Below are 17,070 nucleotides of genomic sequence, written 5' to 3'. Positions count from 1 at the left end.
TTTACATACGGGATAGTCCATGGAAAAGAGGCCGTCCTGGATGGCACATAGAGTGCACTGTAATGTCTATGAAATATGGATCAGAACAGCTGGATATACATGGTGGTGTTGTGGACCTCATTTTTCCTCATCATGAGGCTGAGATATTCCAATCAGAGAGTTATAAAGGATCTTGAATACAATAAATAATATAAGATGTGTCTTAAAAGAAGCTTCCGAGAATAAAAATGATTACGGCTTATATGAATTGACACGCAATGCAAAAGAATCGTGCATCACTCTATGGATGAAGATTTCAACACAAGGGATGCAACAGGCAATCTGTTTGTGTTCACCTGCAAGGTAAATTCTATAATTTCCGAAGAAAAAATATGTAAAGCAGCACTTGGAAAAGTACTGGAGTTCTTTTTAGAGATTGATGAAGTACTTGGCATATTTGGAGAAGATGTGCAGGAAAATATTTTCCACCAAATATCTGAAGAAAAGATAATGGAAATGGTGGAACTCAGGGAAAAGGCCCGCCAAGAGAAGAACTGGGCAAAAGCCGATTCTATCGGTGAAGAACTTAAGCAGAAAGGTATAATGATAGAAAACAGCAAAGATGGGGTTAGATGGAAGAGAGTATAGATTTTTTATGTATATATTCATAAATGGCATCGAAGTCACAGCTTCAAATGAAAAATATAAACGTATAGGCTGATCTTTTTTGTTCTGTTGATGCTTTTGTGGCGTTTTTTGCCATTAAAAGCAGGTTTAAATATCAACAGAAAACTATAACATGTGGTTGCATCACAATTGTGAAAAAGCTGTAACATTTAATGTAAATTAACTGAACAATAAAGAAACCATTAGAAGAGTGTAGAATAAAGAAAGCATAGAATAATTATCGAGGTCAAAACTGCTGAGATGACGGAACGGCAACGCGATGGACTGCAGATCCATTTTATCCCGGTTCGAATCCGGGTTTCAGCTTTTTGGTCAATTAATGGATGATAGTTTATGGATATACGCACACAAAAAACATTTGAGGCTTTATTTGCCCTTGAAGATATAAGGGAAACTCTCAGGCAGAGACTTCCAAATGTCACAGGTCCGGAAGATGAAAGTAGTATCCTTGAAGGTGTTAGCAAAGTAAGGAAGATACTGGATGACATAGAAGCCGGTACAGGCACTCCGCAGGTTAGGAAAATTGCCAGTAACATTGATATCCGATCCCGTGAGGAGATGTACATTAATATCCAGCCTATCCAGGCTGCTGGACGGCTTACACCTGAAGCACGCAAGGCTTTAATTGCTTATGGAGACGGCTATTCAACCTGTGATGCCTGCCGCAAACCTTTCAGGCTGGACAAGATCACCAGCCCGCCCATAGCTCCTTTCCATGAACAACTTGCCAGCTTTGTCAATATGGACGCTGCACGCGTAATACCGGGTGCAAGGCGCGGATTTCAGGCAGTGGCATCTACATTGGTAGAAAAAGGCGATTCAGTTATAGTCTCAGGTCTAGCTCATTACACTGAATTCCTTGCAGTGGAAGAAGCAGGAGGAGTTGTAAAAGAAGTACCTATTAACGAGCACAATCTCGTAACTCCTGATGCAACTGCTGAGAAAATAGAGGCCGTAAAAAAAGAAACCGGCAAACTACCTGTACTGGTAATGATCGACCATTTCGATTACCAATATGCAAATGAACATGATGTTAAAAGCATAGCAAAGGTTGCCCATCAATACGATATCCCCTTCCTCTACAACGGAGCATATACCGTAGGTGTCATGCCTGTAGATGGAAAAGAAATCGGTGCAGATTTCGTAGTAGGTTCAGGCCATAAAAGCATGGCATCGCCTGCACCCTCCGGTGTACTTGCAACTACCAGTGAATGGGCTCCAAAAATATTTCGCACAACACAAATGGTTGGTGATGTAACTAAGCGCAAATTTGGTATAAAAGAAGTTGAGATGCTGGGCTGCACATTGATGGGATCCACGCTTATAGGCATGATGGCATCTTTTCCCACCGTAAAGGAAAGGGTGAATCATTGGGAAGAAGAAGTCAAGAAGTCAAATTACTTCATTGACGGCTTACTTGCCATTGAAGGTAGCAAGGTACTCTCAGAGTACAAACGCAAACACACATTATCCAAAGTTGATACTACCAACAGTTTCGATATTGTTGCAAAAAGCCACAAGCGTAAAGGCTTCTTCCTTTCGGATGAACTTTCAAGCAGAGGCATAATCGGAGAGTTTGCAGGAGCAACCAGAGTATGGAAGCTTAACACATACGGACTTTCATGGGAAAAGATCCGTTACTTACTGGATACATTCCAGAATATCGCTGATAAGCATGAAATTAAGGTAAACAGAGGTTAATTACAATGACAGATAAGGACTACAGATTAGGAACAATTGCTATACATGCTGGACAGAAACCGGATCCAACTACAGGAGCACTTGCAGTACCGATATATCAAACTACTTCATGCGTGTTCAAAGATACAACTCATGCTGCCAATCTTTTCGCTCTCAAAGAACCTGGCAATATCTACACCCGCATCATGAATCCAACAACAGATGTGTTCGAGCAGCGCATTGCAGCCATTGAGGGCGGTACAGGCGCATTAGGTGTTGCATCCGGTTCAGCAGCCATAACCTACGCCATCTTGGCTATTACTCGGCCGGGGGATGAGATAGTATCCGGAGATAATCTATATGGTGGAACCTATGAACTCTTCAATTACACTCTGCCTAAGCTGGGAAGAAAAGCTGTCTTTGTGGATTCCACAAATCCGGAGGATTTTAGAAAAGCCATCAATGAAAAGACACGTGCCGTCTACATAGAATCAGTAGGTAATCCTAAACTGGACATTCCTGATTTTAAAGCCATTGCAGATATTGCTCATGCTGCAGGAATTCCTCTTGTTGTAGATAATACAACTGCTGTAGGACTTGTCCGCCCTATTGAGCATGGAGCGGATATCGTTGTGCATTCGGCAACCAAATTCATAGGCGGACATGGAAACTCAATAGCTGGTTCAATAGTTGATGCAGGAACCTTTGCCTGGAACAATGGCAAATTCCCGGAATTCACAGAGCCAGATCCCAGTTATCATGGGCTTAAATATTGGGATACTTTCTCAAATTTCCCGGGACTTGGTAATGTAGCGTTCATATTCAAAGTAAGGCTGCAGCTACTCAGGGATACAGGTGCTGCTCTCTCTCCATTCAATTCATTCCTGTTGCTGCAGGGACTTGAAACTTTGCACCTGAGGATCGAGAGACACTCAGAGAACGCCCTCAAGGTAGCCAAATATCTTTCAAACCACCCGAAGGTTTCATGGGTCAATTACCCAGGTTTGCCAGGTCATCAGAGTCATGAACTTGCATCCAAGTATCTCAAGGGCTATGGTGCACTGGTTGGGTTTGGTGTGAAAGGCGGTGCAGAAGCAAGTATAAAGCTCATTGACCAGCTTCAGTTGTTCTCACAGCTTGCAAACATTGGCGACTCTAAAAGTTTGGTTATCCACCCGGCTACCACCACACACCAGCAACTGACCAGAGAAGAACAGGAAGCAACAGGTGTAACCGAGGACTATATTCGTTTATCCATAGGTACTGAACATATCGATGATATAATAGAAGATCTGGAACAGGCATTGAATAATGTGTAAGCTCTAAAGTTTCAAAAACGATCTATAAATCATGTTGATGAAGCAATGATTCATCAACATATCTTTTTAAGTATAGCAAGTCTGGATCAGAATATGGAATAGACAAATTAAGACATGGCACTAAACTTATAAAGCGTGGCTTCACATCGATGCAAAAAGGCGGGGTCGTAATGAATGTTACAACTCCAAAACAGGCAAAGATAGCAGAGGAGGCAGGAGCGGTTGCTGTTATGGTACTTCAGGCAGTCCCGGCATGTCTTTACAGCTACTCCAGATGAATCGATCTCGAAAGTTGCAAAGGTGATGGAAGAAAAAAACAATTTCCACACTTCCTGTAGTTGATCAGAACAAACATCTTGTCGGAATAGTATCGAGTGATAGCCTAAGTATATTGCTTGGAAGATGCACAAGCCCAAAAAAACATAGTATTTAACCTGTGATTTAAGAATTTTGAACGCTTATATCCGGAGGAATAAGTAGTTGTAAGAATTGTGGATGATTCGTTATGGTGAAATCGTCCTGAAGTCGGCACCGCTGAGAGAAAGATGGGAACAAACTTTAGTGACGAATATTCATAATATTTTACCAAACAGTAATGTATGGAGGGAAAGGGGGATAATATGGCTCAAAGGTAATGTGGAGACTGAACAATTAAACAAGGGATGTGGTATCTTTTCGTTCTCAAAATGCACACAGTTCAGTCTGGACCAACTTCACGAAATCTGCCTTGAATACTATGAGACTCATGGTATCCATCAAGTGAATTCATTTGCTCTTCGTGTAAGAAGTGTTGGAAATCATGTGTTTACATCACAGCAAATAGCTCAGAAGCTTGGAGCTATAATTCAAAAGTAATATCCCCATCTTCATTGGTAGATAAAGATTTGTTGGCAATACCCTTGATAGATTATAAACGATGAGTTCATAAATGATTTACTTTAATAATGGTGATAAAATGGGAAGAATATATAAGGATATTACATGGACGATTGGTAATACGCCACTCATCCGATTGAACCGCATAACAAAAGGGTTGAATGCTGATGTACTTGTTAAAGTTGAGTCTTTTAATCCTATCGGAAGTGTAAAGGATAGAATAGGACTGGCAATGATAGAAGAAGCCGAAAGGCAAGGCAAAATTAGACAGGGCACTATTATTGTTGAACCGACAAGCGGTAACACTGGTATTGCCCTTGCAGCTGTAAGCGCTGCCAGAGGCTACAAACTTATATTAGTAATGCCTGAAACGATGAGCATAGAACGAAGAAAACTACTGAAAGCGTTTGGGGCAGAACTTATTCTTACACCTGGACCCGAGGGAATGAAAGGTGCAGTAAAGAAAGCTGAAGAATTGGCTACCAAAGACCCGCAGAAACTGTACCTACCACAGCAGTTCCGGAATCTTGCTAACCCTGAGGTTCATCAGAGGACAACGGCTGAGGAAATATGGAGGGATACTGATGGGGATGTGGATATACTTGTATCTGGTGTGGGTACAGGCGGAACCATCACAGGCGTTGCCAGCGTCATCAAAAAAAGAAAACCATCATTTAAAGCAATAGCTGTTGAACCAGCTGAGTCGCCGGTACTGAGCGGTGGAAAGCCCGGTCCTCATCGCATCCAGGGAATTGGTGCAGGATTCGTACCAGAGGTTCTTAAAATGGACCTAGTTGATGAGATCCTGCAGGTTACTGCAGACAATGCAGCTTCAACAGCTCGCAGATTAGCTCTTGAAGAAGGTATACTTGTAGGTATATCCTCTGGTGCTGCTACTTATGCTGCTCTTGAAGTTGCAGCACGTGAAGAATCAAAGGGAAAAACAATAGTTGTGATTTTACCAGATACTGGGGAACGCTACCTTAGTACAGACCTGTTCGACAATTGATGTGGAAGTATTCAAATGGGAGTAAGGGAAGACATTAAAGCAGTTTTTGAAAAGGATCCGGCAGCAAGATCGACTTTAGAGGTTCTCTGCTGTTATCCCGGTCTGCATGCAATGTGGTTGCATCGCATAGCACACTACTTATGGGAGCACCATCTCTACTTTCCTGCCCGTTTGCTCTCTCATATATCAAGAACATTCACGGGTATTGAGATCCATCCCGGAGCAAAGCTTGGAAAAAGAGTATTTATTGACCATGGATCAGGTGTTGTCATAGGAGAAACAGCCGAGGTTGGAGATGATGTACTCATATACATGGGAGTTGTACTGGGAGGAACTGCGCTTGAGAAAAAAAAGCGTCATCCTACTATCGAAAGTGATGTGACCCTTGGTTCAGGCGCGATAGTACTCGGACCGATAACTATTGGAAAAGGCGCTAAGGTAGGGGCTGGTTCAGTTGTGATCAGGCCCGTTCCACCAGGAGCTACTGTAGTGGGCGTGCCCGCCAGAATCGCAGGACCAGATCCTTCATCAGTAGGGAAGCTGGATCATAATGTTTTGCCTGATCCCGAGCTTTTGGTTGTAAGCCAGGTACTAGACAGGCTGAACAGATTAGAAGAGCGGTTCCAAACACATGAAGACTTTATATCCACATCCAGGATCGCTTTACAAAGGACACTGCTTAAACAGGATGAGCAGATCTTGTCTCTGCTAAAGGATGTGATTGACCCGGAAGTAGGGATAGATATTGTCAATCTTGGTATTGTAAAGGATGTGATAGTCGATGGAAAAAATGTAGATATAAATCTGGTATTAACCTCAAATATTTGCCCTATGGCAGAATATCTGAAGGATCAGGTCAGGAGAAAGGTTTTGAGCATGCATGGGATAGAAAATGTTCGGGTCAACATCCTTGATGAGCCGTGGAACTGGGACAGGTTTAAAGGGCAACAAACATCTCAAGATCAGTAATAATCAATATATTTGCAGAGCATCACCTAAATAACTAGTAGGGAAAGTGCAACATCATGAAAGTTAAGTTACCTTCTGGCAAAATAGAAGAGATGGATATTAGGTCCACCACGGTAGAAAGCCTGCTGCGCCAATTAAAAATTAACCAAAGCTCAGTTATTGTGGTAATGAACGAACAGATAATTGCTGAGGATACAATGGTATACAATGACGACGAGCTTCAGATAATTCGTGTTGTTTTTGGTGGATAAGAGAACTATTTGAGAACAACTCGGAAGGTGCAGGACCATGGACCTATATGACCTTTTAGATACACTGCCTGGACTTAATGGGCTATCCAAGAAATCATCGATATTCTGGGAGCGTTACTTATCTTTACCTGCTTTACTTATTGTATTACTTTTCTGATAACCTATACTTCTTCAGAGATCACAGCCTTTTTATGGACCTCAAGCATAAGCCTTTGTTCAGACTTAAAACTACAATATTTAGGCAAAACATGCCCAAGATTTTCCAAAAATCGGAGATAAAAACTATTTCTCAGAAGAATTCGATTTACAGCTAGAATCGACATCCTGCAACATTGTGCATATAGTACAAACTCTTTTAGGAAGATCTGGAACTTCCCCTTTACTTAAATCCAGCGCGATAGACCTAATAGCATTTCTCACATCGTCTTCGAATTCAATCCTGTAACCTCTCTTTTTAGATAGGTATTGTGATATTGCAGATGGAACCATATCCAGCAGACGTGCAATTTCCTGCTGTGAGATTCCAAGGTTTACTAATTCTTCTGCTATTGCTGCTCTTATTGCAGGTAGTACATCCCATACTATAGTCTGACATGGTACTTTCATCAAGCTATAGTAGGTATTGCAATATTAAATCATTATGCTTATTCAAATGATTCTCTTCAACACCGTATGGGTAATTGCAGCACGGATACATCACCAATCCCCTATAAAATAACAATTCACTGTATACTAAATATCCTCTGAAATTAGGAATCCACATCATATAACATAGTTGTCAAGACCTCCCAGATCTGTTAAGTAAATCAGAACACTCTTTTACTCCAAATACCTTAAGAAAGTATCCACTTGAGTATCATAAACTTTTTTATACTAAATTGAAGTAATATTTTTTGTAGATACTTTGAAATAAGGTGCTTATGTTGAAAGTATTTCTTTGATCTTTGAAAGGTATTATGGAGGTTCTTTTGACAAAATATTGTCTAATTAGAATTGAGAATATTTGGAGCTAATTAGATGGTCTCAAAAACTAAATCGTTGAATTTCCAGAACCTATAAATAATACTAAACTAAATCATAATTAATATGTTCCGTAATTTCATTAATAGAAATCAAGAGCTTGAATATTTGAACAAGGAATATAGCTCAGGAACTTTCTCTTTCACGGTGATCTATGGTCGCCGGCGGGTTGGAAAGACAGAACTGATTCAACATTTCGTACAGGACAAGCCACATATCTATTTCCTGGCGGATATGAGGGGTACGCAGTCCAATGCTCTCAGATTCAGGAAAAGAGCTTCAAGTCTGTTCGATAATGTTGAGCCTGCTGTTGATACATTTGATGAGATGTTCGAATATATCCGAAAGCAATGGAAAAACGATGAAAAGCTTATCATAGTTATCGATGAGTTTTCTTATCTGGCACAGGTAGATGAATCTATACCATCGGTGTTCCAGCTTATAGTTGATGAAATTCTAAAAGGTGGGCTTTTCCATCTGATACTCTGTGGTTCTTCAATTTCCATGATGGAAAAAACAACACTTGCTCATTCCAGTCCGTTGTATGGTAGGAGAACGGGACAGATGCAAGTCATGCCCCTGCTTATACAACATATGAAGGGTTTTTTCCCGGGCTTTGAAGCAGACGAGCTTATGAGGATATATGGAGCAACTGGCGGTATTCCTTTTTATCTCAGGTTCTTTGATCTGGATAAAAGCTTTTACGAGAATGTGGAGCATTCAATATTCTCCAAAGAGGCTGTGCTCTATGCTGAAGGTGATTTCCTGCTTCGTGAGGAACTACGAGAGCCTGCTACCTACATGAATATCCTCTATTCCATTTCCAAAGGTGCAACAAGGGCAGGAGAAATTGCCGCTGGAGCATTTTTGGAAACTAAGGACCTTTCTTATTATCTTGATACACTCATGAAGCTTGGATTTGTGAGGAAAGAACATCCAGTGGCAGAGAAGTTGTCTACCCGTAAGACCATTTATTCAATAGATGATCCTTTCTTACGCTTCTGGTTCCGGTATGTACTGGTTCACAGGGATTCCATAGAGGCAGGTGATGCATCATCTGTTATAGAATACCTTGATAGGAGCTATGACCGTTACCTGGGAGAGACTTTTGAGCAGGTGGGAAAAGAAATGCTCATGTATCTCAATTTGCAGGATCAGCTTCCATTCAGGTTCAAATCCATAGGCAGGCAGTGGGGTAAGATCCCTAATATGCCAAAAGGGAAAAACGACTATGAAATAGATATAGTGGCTCTTGACCAGGATTCAAAGAGCATTCTTTTCTGCGAATGCAAATGGCAGAAACAGAAAACAGATGCTGATGTTTACTTCAGCCTTAAGGAGAAAGCAGCTCATGTAAAATGGTTCTTGGAGAGAAACGAGCATTTTGCCCTTGTCAGCAGATCCGGTTTCACGAAAAGGATGCATGAGATTGCCAGAGAAGAGAATGTTTTGTTGCTGACATTGGATGATTATCTTTGAACCGAAAGTGATGGGAAATAGATATTTCTTTAAGCTTTCGTTTATTTACCACAAAGGATAAAATACTTGCAAAATTTTATGAATGGGAAAATGGGCTTTGTAGAAATGCTAGTTTTATATAAAGTCAAAATATAGTTCAACTTTTTGATAAAATAAGGACACTATCTAATGAACGTAAGTTATCCACTCGAAACAGCGAAGAGCCAACAAAAAACAGGGAGAATTTCGATACACTTGTGATTTTAAAGGAGTGTGCTTCCAGTCATTTGCTCCTAAATATCGAATCTCACAGATTTTCGGAATTCTCTTGGAAATGCTGATTTATTGCTATCTGGCTATAAGGCTATCAGGACTGAGTTAGCTAACCTGGATGTTACCATTAAAGGGGAGTCCTGCAAAAATATCGATTGCATCCTTCCCTTCGCCGTTATCAGTAACCTCCACAGGGAATTGAGTGCCTATCAGTAGCATATCTGGGTCGCTTACTTTTGTAATTCTAACCATCATAATCGCGACATTGTCATTGACTTCCAGATCAATCACATCACCATGGAATGTAAGTTTTCCGTAAGGAGACATGATCTGAGCCTGCATTTGTCCCTTGACATTACCTTCAGCATCAATTTGTGCTGTGAATGACACGGTAGTCTTTTGTTCCTCACCGTCCTCATTGGGGACGATGAACCATCCACCCCCGGTCGCTTGGTGTTCGGGAGGCGCTGCTGTTACACTTAACGCCATTGCAAGGAGGACGAAAAGTGCAATTGTTCCAATAGTGAATTTTCCCATTTCTTAACCCCCTTTAAGAGGTTTCTTCCCGGCTCTCTTTTCGATTTTTCGCCCCTTTATGTTTTCTCTTTTTCTATCTGTCACCCCTGGAGAGAACTCCACAATGAGCCAATAGGGAAGTTACGAGATGACATGCTAAATATATCTTTTGATATACTTATAAATTTCGGATTATAATGTAAATAGTTATACAGTTGCAGAACAGCCAGACCCAAGAAAAGAAAATCAAGCTTGATTGCTTGACATAATCCTCCCCATGATGGCAGTGGTATCTTCATTTAGAAATTGTACTGAAAACAGCACGTGTCCGAATGAGACAGCACCACTGCATCCGTTGGGGTGGTTTTTTGACAAAATGTTGTCTAATTAGAATATGGATTATTTGGAGTTAATTAGATGGTCTCATATAGAGCCGTTTTTTCTTTATCAGCAACTGCGGTTCTAAACAACTCTGCTGTAAAAACCCTATTTGACCAGCCGGATTATGTTTATCTATGAAGACTACTTAAAATATAGATTTCTCTCCGGTAAGGATGATCATATGAAAGTACAAAAGAACATTTATCTTGCAGGTCCTCTTTTTTCTCATGCTGAAAGAGATTTTAATGTATACCTCCGCGACAAGCTTGTAGAATATGGTTTTTCTGTATTTCTGCCACAAGAGGATGGTTCGGATGATACCGAAAAACGACTGGAACTAAAACAAAAGAATATTTTCGACAAGGATCTTAAAGGCATCGATGATTGTGACATCGTAGTGGCAGTGCTGGATGGTGGCAGTGATGTGGATTCCGGCACAGCCTGGGAGATAGGTTATGCTTACGCAAAAGGGAAAAAACTTATTGGTCTTAGGACAGACCTAAGAACTTTAGGACCTGAAGGTAATGTAAACCTTATGATAGAAGTATCTCTGGATGAACTCGAAAAAGACTTACAGAGTTTACTTTCCTTATTAGATAAATATGTATGAACAGAAGCATTCCTGGCCATAGTTTTTCAGATCCCTCTTTCCGGATATTGCAGCAGATTATTCATTCTTTTCAAAATGCTTCTCCATCACTTCGCCGTTGGGCTCTGTTTCTGAGAATATCTGACCCTCAAAAGAATAAACATCAGCTCCTGTGAGCCAGGCATCAGGTTCCAGTCCTGCCTTCAGACAGGTATGACTGAGAAAATCGATCTCATCCATATCATTTTCAGGAGCCACCTGAGGCAAAAGAAGTCCTTGACGATAACCTTTCTTCACAATAAGCCCATGCCTCCCTATTTCGATCCTAGAAGGAATGTCCCCAGGTGCAACCTTAATTCTCTCGGGAGGAGTAAGAACGGTCACCTCTACCTCCACCTTATCAAGCTCATCAATATGCAGCGGTGGAAAACGAGGGTCCCGGAAAGCCGCAGAGATAGCTGAATCCGTGATAGCATACTTGAGCGTGGATTCGGGATATGGGTGGCCAATGCACCCTCTGAGCATGCCATTCTCCGTAAGAGTAATGAAGACGCCTCTTTTTTCATTAAAGATAGGAGGGAGCTCTGCTTCAGAGCCATCCATCATCTTTCCTGTAAGAAAATACGTCTTGATGGTATTTCGTGCAAGTTGCACAGCCATTTTCCCCTCGGTTACAGTTAACATGACTTCCCACTCCATTTAGAACCTATAGATACTCATTTTGTAAGTTTACGTTTGATAGCAGCTTCTTTAAGAGCCACGACTCCAGGCAGCATATCGCCTGCAAGATAATCTATGCATGCCCCTCCGCCTGTGCTCAAATGCGAGAAATTATCCTCAAAACCCAGGTTGCGGATCTCAGCTGAGATATGGCCGCCGCCAGCTATAGAATATTCAGAATTGATAGCAGCTTTTATGATCTCATGCGTTCCCAGGGAAAAATCAGCCATTTCGGAGAGCCCGGCAGGACCGTTGAGAACCACGGTTTTTGCATTTTTGAGCTCTTTGGAGAAAGCTACTATCGTCTCAAGCCCAATATCATAAATAGGCAAGTTTCCATTGGGAAGCTCTTCGACCTGTACCTCTACGCGTTTGCCGTTATCGCTCAGAGCTACATCTACCGGCAGGGAAACCTTCCCGCTGAATTTTTCAAGCACGTTCCTTGCCTTTTCTATCTGTTCAGTATACCCCTGGGATTCTATGAAATCCATGTTAGTTTTACCAATATCAATACCCGAAGCTGCAAGCATTATATTTGCAACCACACCGGTAAAAAGGACCTTATCGGCACCTCCACTGGTGAGCACATTCTCTGCAACTTTCAGAGAATCATCCACCTTCGCACCGCCCAGCACAAAGACACACGGACGTGCCCCGCCCTTTATGCCCCTGTCCAGAGAAAGAATCTCTTTTTCCATGACCCTTCCTGCACCCGTCGGAAGAATTTCAGTGAATCCTAAAATGGAAAGATGAGCTCTGTGGGATACAGCAAAAGCATCATTTAGAAAAATATCAATATATGGAAAAAGTTTTTTTACTAGATGAGATTGTGCATGTTCTGCTGCACTCCTTTCCAGAGATTCTTCCGAGTAGAACCGGACATTTTCCAAAAGGATGACATCACCATTGTTCATGGCAGAGATGCTGTTCTGCGCACATGTCCCGAAAATATCGTCCACATATTTTACCTCACGGCCCAGATACTGAGACATCCGGGCAGCATGCGCCTTCATAGTAGTGAAATCTTTTTTGCCAGGCCTGCTCTGGTGAGCCAGCAGCACTACCTTGGCCTCATGCAGGTCAACCAGCGTAGGCATATGGCTTTTAATGCGCATATCATCCAAAATATTGCCTTCCGGGTCCATGGGAGTGTTTATGTCCACTCTTACCAGCACTGTTTTGCCTTTCAAATCGAAGTCATCTATAGTGAGGATATCCTTAGCTGACAAAATTCTATCACCGCGATCAGTTATATAAATTAGAGTATTTAGATGTAAATATTATATATGAGTATATGATGGGCACGTGTAGACATATATACACGAAACATCGGAGTAGGATGTTTATTGAATTTCTTCTTATATTTAATGTTCCTTTGTAATGCTATGACAATTGGTACTAAAAGCAAAAGATAATAAATACAGTAGTGTTTCACATGCATGATAAATATGAAGATATTAGGCATTTCCGCAAGCCCCAATAAAGGTGGCAGCAACGACAAGCTGATAGAGAAGGTCCTTGGAATCGCAAAAAACCGAGACTTTGAAGTTGATAGTGTGCTTATGTCATCATCAAAGATCGCACCATGCACTGCCTGTGGAATGTGCAGGTACGAGGAAATCTGCCCCATTGATGATGATATGCAGCAGGTGTACAGAAAACTGAAGGATGCGGATGCTATTGTTGTATCCTCCCCGGTATATTTCGGCACAGTGACCGCTCAGGTGAAAGCTCTGTTCGACCGCAGCGTACTAAGCAGGAGACAGGACTTCCAGCTAAAGAACAAAGTGGGTGCAGCTTTAGCAGTGGGAGGATCACGCAACGGCGGGCAGGAAAAGACCATCCAGACCATCCATGACTGGATGCATATACATGGAATGATAGTCGTGGGCGATGGAGGTCACTTTGGAGGTATTCTTCAAAAACCAGCCCTTGATGATGTAGAGGGTATGCAGACAGTCGTCGACACAATCAACAAAGTGTGCGATGTGCTGGAAAAGATGAAGTAAGACCTTTCATGCTTACTTCTTTTCCTTTGTTTTCTTAATGTAGGTCCAACTGTTCATCGGGAAAAGAGTATAGGATGAACAAGGAGAAGGACTTATTTTGCAAGTCCCATTTCATCTATCAACCCATCAACATCAACATGCTCTTCAATGAGCTTTACTATCCTTTTTATTTTCACTTCCTGTTTTATACGTGCATGACCAATGAGGTGCTCCATCTTCTCAATGGTGGTCATGGTATCACCTCTTACAAGTATCACAGGAATGTTAGCCTCTTCTGCACTTCCCAGCACTGCCCCACTTGGACGCAGATTGCCTGTAAGTATCAGACATTTCACTTTTGCCTCAATAGCAGCCATCTGTATATCCGAACGATCACCACCCGTGATCACAGCTGCGTTTGGCATACGTCTGAAGTATTTGATAGCTGAACCAACTTCCATGGCACCTACCAGATAGTTCTCGACCAGGTCTTCCATGTGGTTTGCACCAACAAGCACCTCTGCATTAAGATATTCAACTATTTCAGCTACCGACACGGAGCACAGCATATGGTCTTCCGGAATGACACCGAATACCTTGATACCTTTCTTCTCAAGGAAAGGTACTACCAGATGGTAAACTTGTTCCATTTTATCCAGTGAGACCTCATTGAGTATTATACCTGCAAGGATCTCTGTGTTCTGGATTATACGCAGGTCACACAGGATCCGGTCAACGGCCTGAGCAGAATCATATCGTGTTATGAGCAATATTTTGGTATCAAGCTTAGTAGCTACCTCCGGGTCAGAGAGATTGTACATGGCCCCACCACCGATGCCACCTGTCCCTTCCAGTAGCACAATATCCTTACCACTTGAAATTTTTTCATAAGCTGCCCTCAATTTTGAATCGAGCCCTTTCTCCACCCCCATTAGAGCATCATCAGTGAGGTTCTCCGTAAGCAAAATGGGAGTAATAGAACTCATTTCGTCCTGTAATCCCAGTAATTTCCTTATGCTCTGAGCATCCTCATCTGCAAGTGATCCATTGACATCTATTAGCAAATTGCCAATGGGCTTCATATATCCTACTTTGAAACCCCTCTCTTTAAGGATTACTCCAAGACCCAGGCACAGAGAACTTTTCCCTGAGTACTGTTCCGATGAACTTACCAGCATTGAAGCCATGATCTCCCTCCTAATACACTTTAACAGCAACTATTTGATTACTTTTTATAAAGATCATCTAATATCATATTCTTATTCGTTCCTTAAAGTCATCCTGACATCCATGGCAAGACAGCCTTTGCCTTCAGGCATGACCATAAGAGGATTCATCTCGAATTCCGCCAGGCTGGGGAAGTCCATCACAAGTTGTGACACCTTGAGCAAAGTATCGACTATAGCTTTGATATCCGAAGGTTTCTCACCCCTTACACCAGCTATCAATGGATATGTCTTGATAGAAGCTATCATGTGCTGAGCTTCCTTATCGTTAACAGGGGCTACAGCAAAAGATACATCCTTGAGGAATTCCACATAAACACCTCCCAACCCGAACATAAGAAGCGGACCAAACTGAGGGTCACGGTCCATGCCTATGATCACCTCTTTACCACCTGTGACCATCTGCTGCACCTGCACACCTGTTATCTGAGCATTGGGCATGTAATGTTTAACATCCGACATCATGGTCAGATAGGCATGCTCCACATCCTTTGCATCCACCAGGTTAAGCTTGATACCACCTACATCAGTCTTATGAGAGATGTCAGGAGAGATGATCTTCATAACTACAGGATAACCTATTTCTTCACATGCTGCAATGGCTTCCGGCAAGTTACCAGCCATCCTTGACTGTACCACCGGTATCCCGTAGGCCGTAAGCAGCCCCAAGGATTCAAGACCCAGAGTCCGCCTTCCGTTGGCAATAGCATCATCTATTATCTTTTGGGCAGCTTCCCTGTTAACTGGCATAGTAACCGGAGTAGTGTGTTCCTTTACCTTTATGGAGCTGTAATCACATAGGGCCTTCAGGCTGGCAACTGCCCTTTCGGAAGAAGGATAATTCGGTATGCCATGCTGGTTCAGAATTTCCTCGCCTGCAGCAATGCGCATTCCACCTGCGAGATTGCACAGAATGGGCTTGTCCGAAGTCTTGACCATTTTGATCAGAGACTGGGCTATAGCAGGGACATCGGTCATAGCCTGAGGGGAAACAAGTACGATTATACCGTCCACATTAGGATCGGCCAAAAGAACTTCTAAAGCGTGTTCATACAACTGTGGACTAGCATCCCCCAGCACATCCACTGGATTGTATAAACCAGCCGCTTCAGGAAGTTTCTGCTTTAACTTAGTAATGGTCTCTTCCTCAAAAGAGGTTATTGAAAGCCCAATGCTATGACAGGCATCAGCAGTAAGTATACCAAGTCCTCCTGCATTAGTGAGTATTGCAACTTTTTTTCCCCTTGGCAAAGGATACGTGGAAAAAGCCCTGCTGTAGTCCAGCATCTCTTCCAGAGAATCAGCCCTTATCACACCACTCTGTCTGAAGGCCGCTGTGTATGCGGCATCCGAACCCGCAAGTGTACCTGTATGCGAGGACACAGCCCTGGAACCCACAGCCGTACGACCCGATTTTACTATTATTACAGGTTTTTCCCGGGTCACATTCCTTGCAACATCCATGAAACGCGGACCATCCTTCACACCTTCCAGATACGCAGCTATCACAGCTGTGGAATCATCCTTCATGAACAGCTCGAGAAAATCATTCTCTGCAAGGTCAGCTTTGTTCCCGAGGCTTATGAACTTGGAGAATCCCACCCCTATTCTGTCAGCCCAGTCCAGGGTCACGGTGCAGATGGCTCCCGACTGGGACATCATAGCTATATTCCCCGGAAATGCCATAGACGCAGCAAACGACGCATTGAGAGAGGAAGAGGTATCGATTATTCCCAGACAATTCGGGCCGACCATCCTCATGCCATATTTTCCAGCAATGGCTGTGATCTCTCTCTCCAGCCTTGCACCTTCCAGACTGGCCTCCTTAAAGCCTGCAGATATCACAACAACATAACTTATACCTGCCTGTCCACATTTCTCCATTGTAGAAGGAACTGCAGCTGCGGGGACCACTATAACTGCAAGGTCGATCTTTTCCGGTACATCAAGAACATCGGCATAACACTTCAACCCTAATATCTCATTAACTTTCGGATTGATAGGAATGACCTGATGACCAGCTCCCTGCAAGAGGTTCTTTAGTACAGCATGGCCTACCTTACCTTCTGTGCGGGATGCCCCTATAACTGCAACAACATCCGGATCGAACAATTTATCGAGCATATCTT

The 17,070-nt window shown here is 42.5% G+C and carries 16 protein-coding genes, 1 tRNA gene and 2 pseudogenes; 13 read left to right on the top strand and 6 right to left on the bottom strand.

The features are described 5' to 3' along the window. Window positions 1-11: 11 nt before the first annotated feature. The 10 genes and pseudogenes from METHO_RS13215 to METHO_RS02895 all read left to right on the top strand — a co-directional run. Window positions 12-170, top strand: a pseudogene (locus METHO_RS13215) (cysteine--tRNA ligase); the annotation flags it as partial. Window positions 171-282: 112 nt separating this feature from the next. Continuing rightward, the gene (locus METHO_RS02930; RefSeq protein ID WP_048831014.1) at window positions 283-627 is read left to right on the top strand and encodes a DALR domain-containing protein; all 345 of its coding nucleotides are present in this window, start codon (window positions 283-285) and stop codon (window positions 625-627) included. Between the two features lie 273 nt (window positions 628-900). Beyond that, window positions 901-972 (top strand) — tRNA-Cys (locus METHO_RS02925). A 27-nt stretch (window positions 973-999) separates the two neighbouring features. Further along, complete coding sequence (gene pscS / locus METHO_RS02920; RefSeq protein WP_015324032.1) at window positions 1,000-2,367, top strand: O-phospho-L-seryl-tRNA:Cys-tRNA synthase; 1,368 nt, start codon at window positions 1,000-1,002, stop codon at window positions 2,365-2,367. Window positions 2,368-2,372: 5 nt separating this feature from the next. Then, a complete protein-coding gene (locus METHO_RS02915) occupies window positions 2,373-3,665 on the top strand; it encodes an O-acetylhomoserine aminocarboxypropyltransferase/cysteine synthase family protein (RefSeq protein WP_015324031.1) in 1,293 nt (430 codons plus the stop codon). 149 nt (window positions 3,666-3,814) lie between these two features. Further along, window positions 3,815-3,919, top strand: a pseudogene (locus tag METHO_RS13210) (pyridoxal 5'-phosphate synthase lyase subunit PdxS); the annotation flags it as partial. Window positions 3,920-4,160: 241 nt separating this feature from the next. Further along, a complete protein-coding gene (locus METHO_RS14365; RefSeq protein ID WP_015324030.1) occupies window positions 4,161-4,520 on the top strand; it encodes a THUMP domain-containing protein in 360 nt (119 codons plus the stop codon). 100 nt (window positions 4,521-4,620) lie between these two features. Then, window positions 4,621-5,550: a cysteine synthase A gene (gene cysK, locus METHO_RS02905; RefSeq protein ID WP_048831012.1), complete on the top strand. Its 930-nt coding sequence runs from the start codon at window positions 4,621-4,623 to the stop codon at window positions 5,548-5,550. A 15-nt stretch (window positions 5,551-5,565) separates the two neighbouring features. After that, window positions 5,566-6,519 carry a serine O-acetyltransferase gene (cysE, locus tag METHO_RS14220; RefSeq protein WP_015324028.1) on the top strand — a complete coding sequence of 318 codons (954 nt, stop codon included), beginning with the start codon at window positions 5,566-5,568 and terminating at the stop codon, window positions 6,517-6,519. A 56-nt stretch (window positions 6,520-6,575) separates the two neighbouring features. After that, a complete protein-coding gene (locus tag METHO_RS02895; RefSeq protein WP_015324027.1) occupies window positions 6,576-6,770 on the top strand; it encodes a MoaD/ThiS family protein in 195 nt (64 codons plus the stop codon). A 282-nt stretch (window positions 6,771-7,052) separates the two neighbouring features. Here METHO_RS02895 and METHO_RS02890 read toward each other — a convergent pair whose 3' ends face one another. After that, the gene (locus tag METHO_RS02890; RefSeq protein WP_015324026.1) at window positions 7,053-7,376 is read right to left on the bottom strand and encodes a transcriptional regulator; all 324 of its coding nucleotides are present in this window, start codon (window positions 7,374-7,376) and stop codon (window positions 7,053-7,055) included. 480 nt (window positions 7,377-7,856) lie between these two features. On the opposite strand from METHO_RS02890, the gene METHO_RS02885 reads away from it, so the two are divergent. Beyond that, on the top strand, window positions 7,857-9,269 hold the full coding sequence (locus METHO_RS02885) for an ATP-binding protein (RefSeq protein ID WP_015324025.1): 1,413 nt from the start codon (window positions 7,857-7,859) through the stop codon (window positions 9,267-9,269). A 357-nt stretch (window positions 9,270-9,626) separates the two neighbouring features. Here METHO_RS02885 and METHO_RS02880 read toward each other — a convergent pair whose 3' ends face one another. Then, on the bottom strand, window positions 9,627-10,058 hold the full coding sequence (locus tag METHO_RS02880) for a hypothetical protein (RefSeq protein WP_015324024.1): 432 nt from the start codon (window positions 10,056-10,058) through the stop codon (window positions 9,627-9,629). A gap of 541 nt (window positions 10,059-10,599) precedes the next feature. On the opposite strand from METHO_RS02880, the gene METHO_RS02875 reads away from it, so the two are divergent. Then, window positions 10,600-11,028 (top strand): nucleoside 2-deoxyribosyltransferase, encoded by a 429-nt coding sequence (locus METHO_RS02875; RefSeq protein WP_015324023.1) that lies wholly within the window; start codon window positions 10,600-10,602, stop codon window positions 11,026-11,028. A 57-nt stretch (window positions 11,029-11,085) separates the two neighbouring features. On the opposite strand, the gene METHO_RS02870 is transcribed toward METHO_RS02875, so the two are convergent. Together METHO_RS02870 and METHO_RS02865 are read right to left on the bottom strand one after the other, a co-directional pair. Beyond that, window positions 11,086-11,691, bottom strand: a complete 606-nt coding sequence (locus METHO_RS02870) for a TIGR00296 family protein (RefSeq protein WP_015324022.1) — start codon at window positions 11,689-11,691, stop codon at window positions 11,086-11,088. Between the two features lie 32 nt (window positions 11,692-11,723). Continuing rightward, entirely contained in the window at window positions 11,724-12,956 is a 1,233-nt protein-coding gene (locus METHO_RS02865) for a phosphoglycerate kinase (RefSeq protein WP_015324021.1), read from the bottom strand. 219 nt (window positions 12,957-13,175) lie between these two features. On the opposite strand from METHO_RS02865, the gene METHO_RS02860 reads away from it, so the two are divergent. Beyond that, the gene (locus tag METHO_RS02860; RefSeq protein ID WP_048831009.1) at window positions 13,176-13,736 is read left to right on the top strand and encodes a flavodoxin family protein; all 561 of its coding nucleotides are present in this window, start codon (window positions 13,176-13,178) and stop codon (window positions 13,734-13,736) included. 92 nt (window positions 13,737-13,828) lie between these two features. Here the strand turns inward: METHO_RS02860 and METHO_RS02855 are convergent, their stop codons facing one another. Both METHO_RS02855 and acs read right to left on the bottom strand, forming a co-directional pair. Then, window positions 13,829-14,902, bottom strand: a complete 1,074-nt coding sequence (locus METHO_RS02855) for a phosphotransacetylase family protein (RefSeq protein WP_015324019.1) — start codon at window positions 14,900-14,902, stop codon at window positions 13,829-13,831. 72 nt (window positions 14,903-14,974) lie between these two features. Further along, window positions 14,975-17,065 carry an acetate--CoA ligase alpha subunit gene (acs, locus tag METHO_RS02850; RefSeq protein WP_015324018.1) on the bottom strand — a complete coding sequence of 697 codons (2,091 nt, stop codon included), beginning with the start codon at window positions 17,063-17,065 and terminating at the stop codon, window positions 14,975-14,977. Window positions 17,066-17,070 lie beyond the last annotated feature (5 nt).

The sequence above is a fragment of the Methanomethylovorans hollandica DSM 15978 genome (genome assembly GCF_000328665.1).
Taxonomy (GTDB): Archaea; Halobacteriota; Methanosarcinia; order Methanosarcinales; family Methanosarcinaceae; genus Methanomethylovorans; species Methanomethylovorans hollandica.
The sequence above is the reverse complement of the archived record's forward strand: the minus strand, read 5'-3'. Positions and strand labels throughout refer to the sequence as shown.

Coding starts and splice junctions, on each gene's coding strand:
- METHO_RS02890 (WP_015324026.1), bottom strand. CDS start 7,376: ATGAAAGTACCATGTCAGACTATAGTATGGGATGTACTACCTGCAATA.
- METHO_RS02880 (WP_015324024.1), bottom strand. CDS start 10,058: ATGGGAAAATTCACTATTGGAACAATTGCACTTTTCGTCCTCCTTGCA.
- METHO_RS02870 (WP_015324022.1), bottom strand. CDS start 11,691: ATGTTAACTGTAACCGAGGGGAAAATGGCTGTGCAACTTGCACGAAAT.
- acs (WP_015324018.1), bottom strand. CDS start 17,065: ATGCTCGATAAATTGTTCGATCCGGATGTTGTTGCAGTTATAGGGGCA.
- pscS (WP_015324032.1), top strand. CDS start 1,000: ATGGATATACGCACACAAAAAACATTTGAGGCTTTATTTGCCCTTGAA.
- METHO_RS02855 (WP_015324019.1), bottom strand. CDS start 14,902: ATGGCTTCAATGCTGGTAAGTTCATCGGAACAGTACTCAGGGAAAAGT.
- cysE (WP_015324028.1), top strand. CDS start 5,566: ATGGGAGTAAGGGAAGACATTAAAGCAGTTTTTGAAAAGGATCCGGCA.
- METHO_RS02915 (WP_015324031.1), top strand. CDS start 2,373: ATGACAGATAAGGACTACAGATTAGGAACAATTGCTATACATGCTGGA.
- METHO_RS02885 (WP_015324025.1), top strand. CDS start 7,857: ATGTTCCGTAATTTCATTAATAGAAATCAAGAGCTTGAATATTTGAAC.
- METHO_RS02875 (WP_015324023.1), top strand. CDS start 10,600: ATGAAAGTACAAAAGAACATTTATCTTGCAGGTCCTCTTTTTTCTCAT.
- METHO_RS02860 (WP_048831009.1), top strand. CDS start 13,176: ATGAAGATATTAGGCATTTCCGCAAGCCCCAATAAAGGTGGCAGCAAC.
- METHO_RS14365 (WP_015324030.1), top strand. CDS start 4,161: ATGATTCGTTATGGTGAAATCGTCCTGAAGTCGGCACCGCTGAGAGAA.
- METHO_RS02895 (WP_015324027.1), top strand. CDS start 6,576: ATGAAAGTTAAGTTACCTTCTGGCAAAATAGAAGAGATGGATATTAGG.
- cysK (WP_048831012.1), top strand. CDS start 4,621: ATGGGAAGAATATATAAGGATATTACATGGACGATTGGTAATACGCCA.
- METHO_RS02930 (WP_048831014.1), top strand. CDS start 283: ATGGATGAAGATTTCAACACAAGGGATGCAACAGGCAATCTGTTTGTG.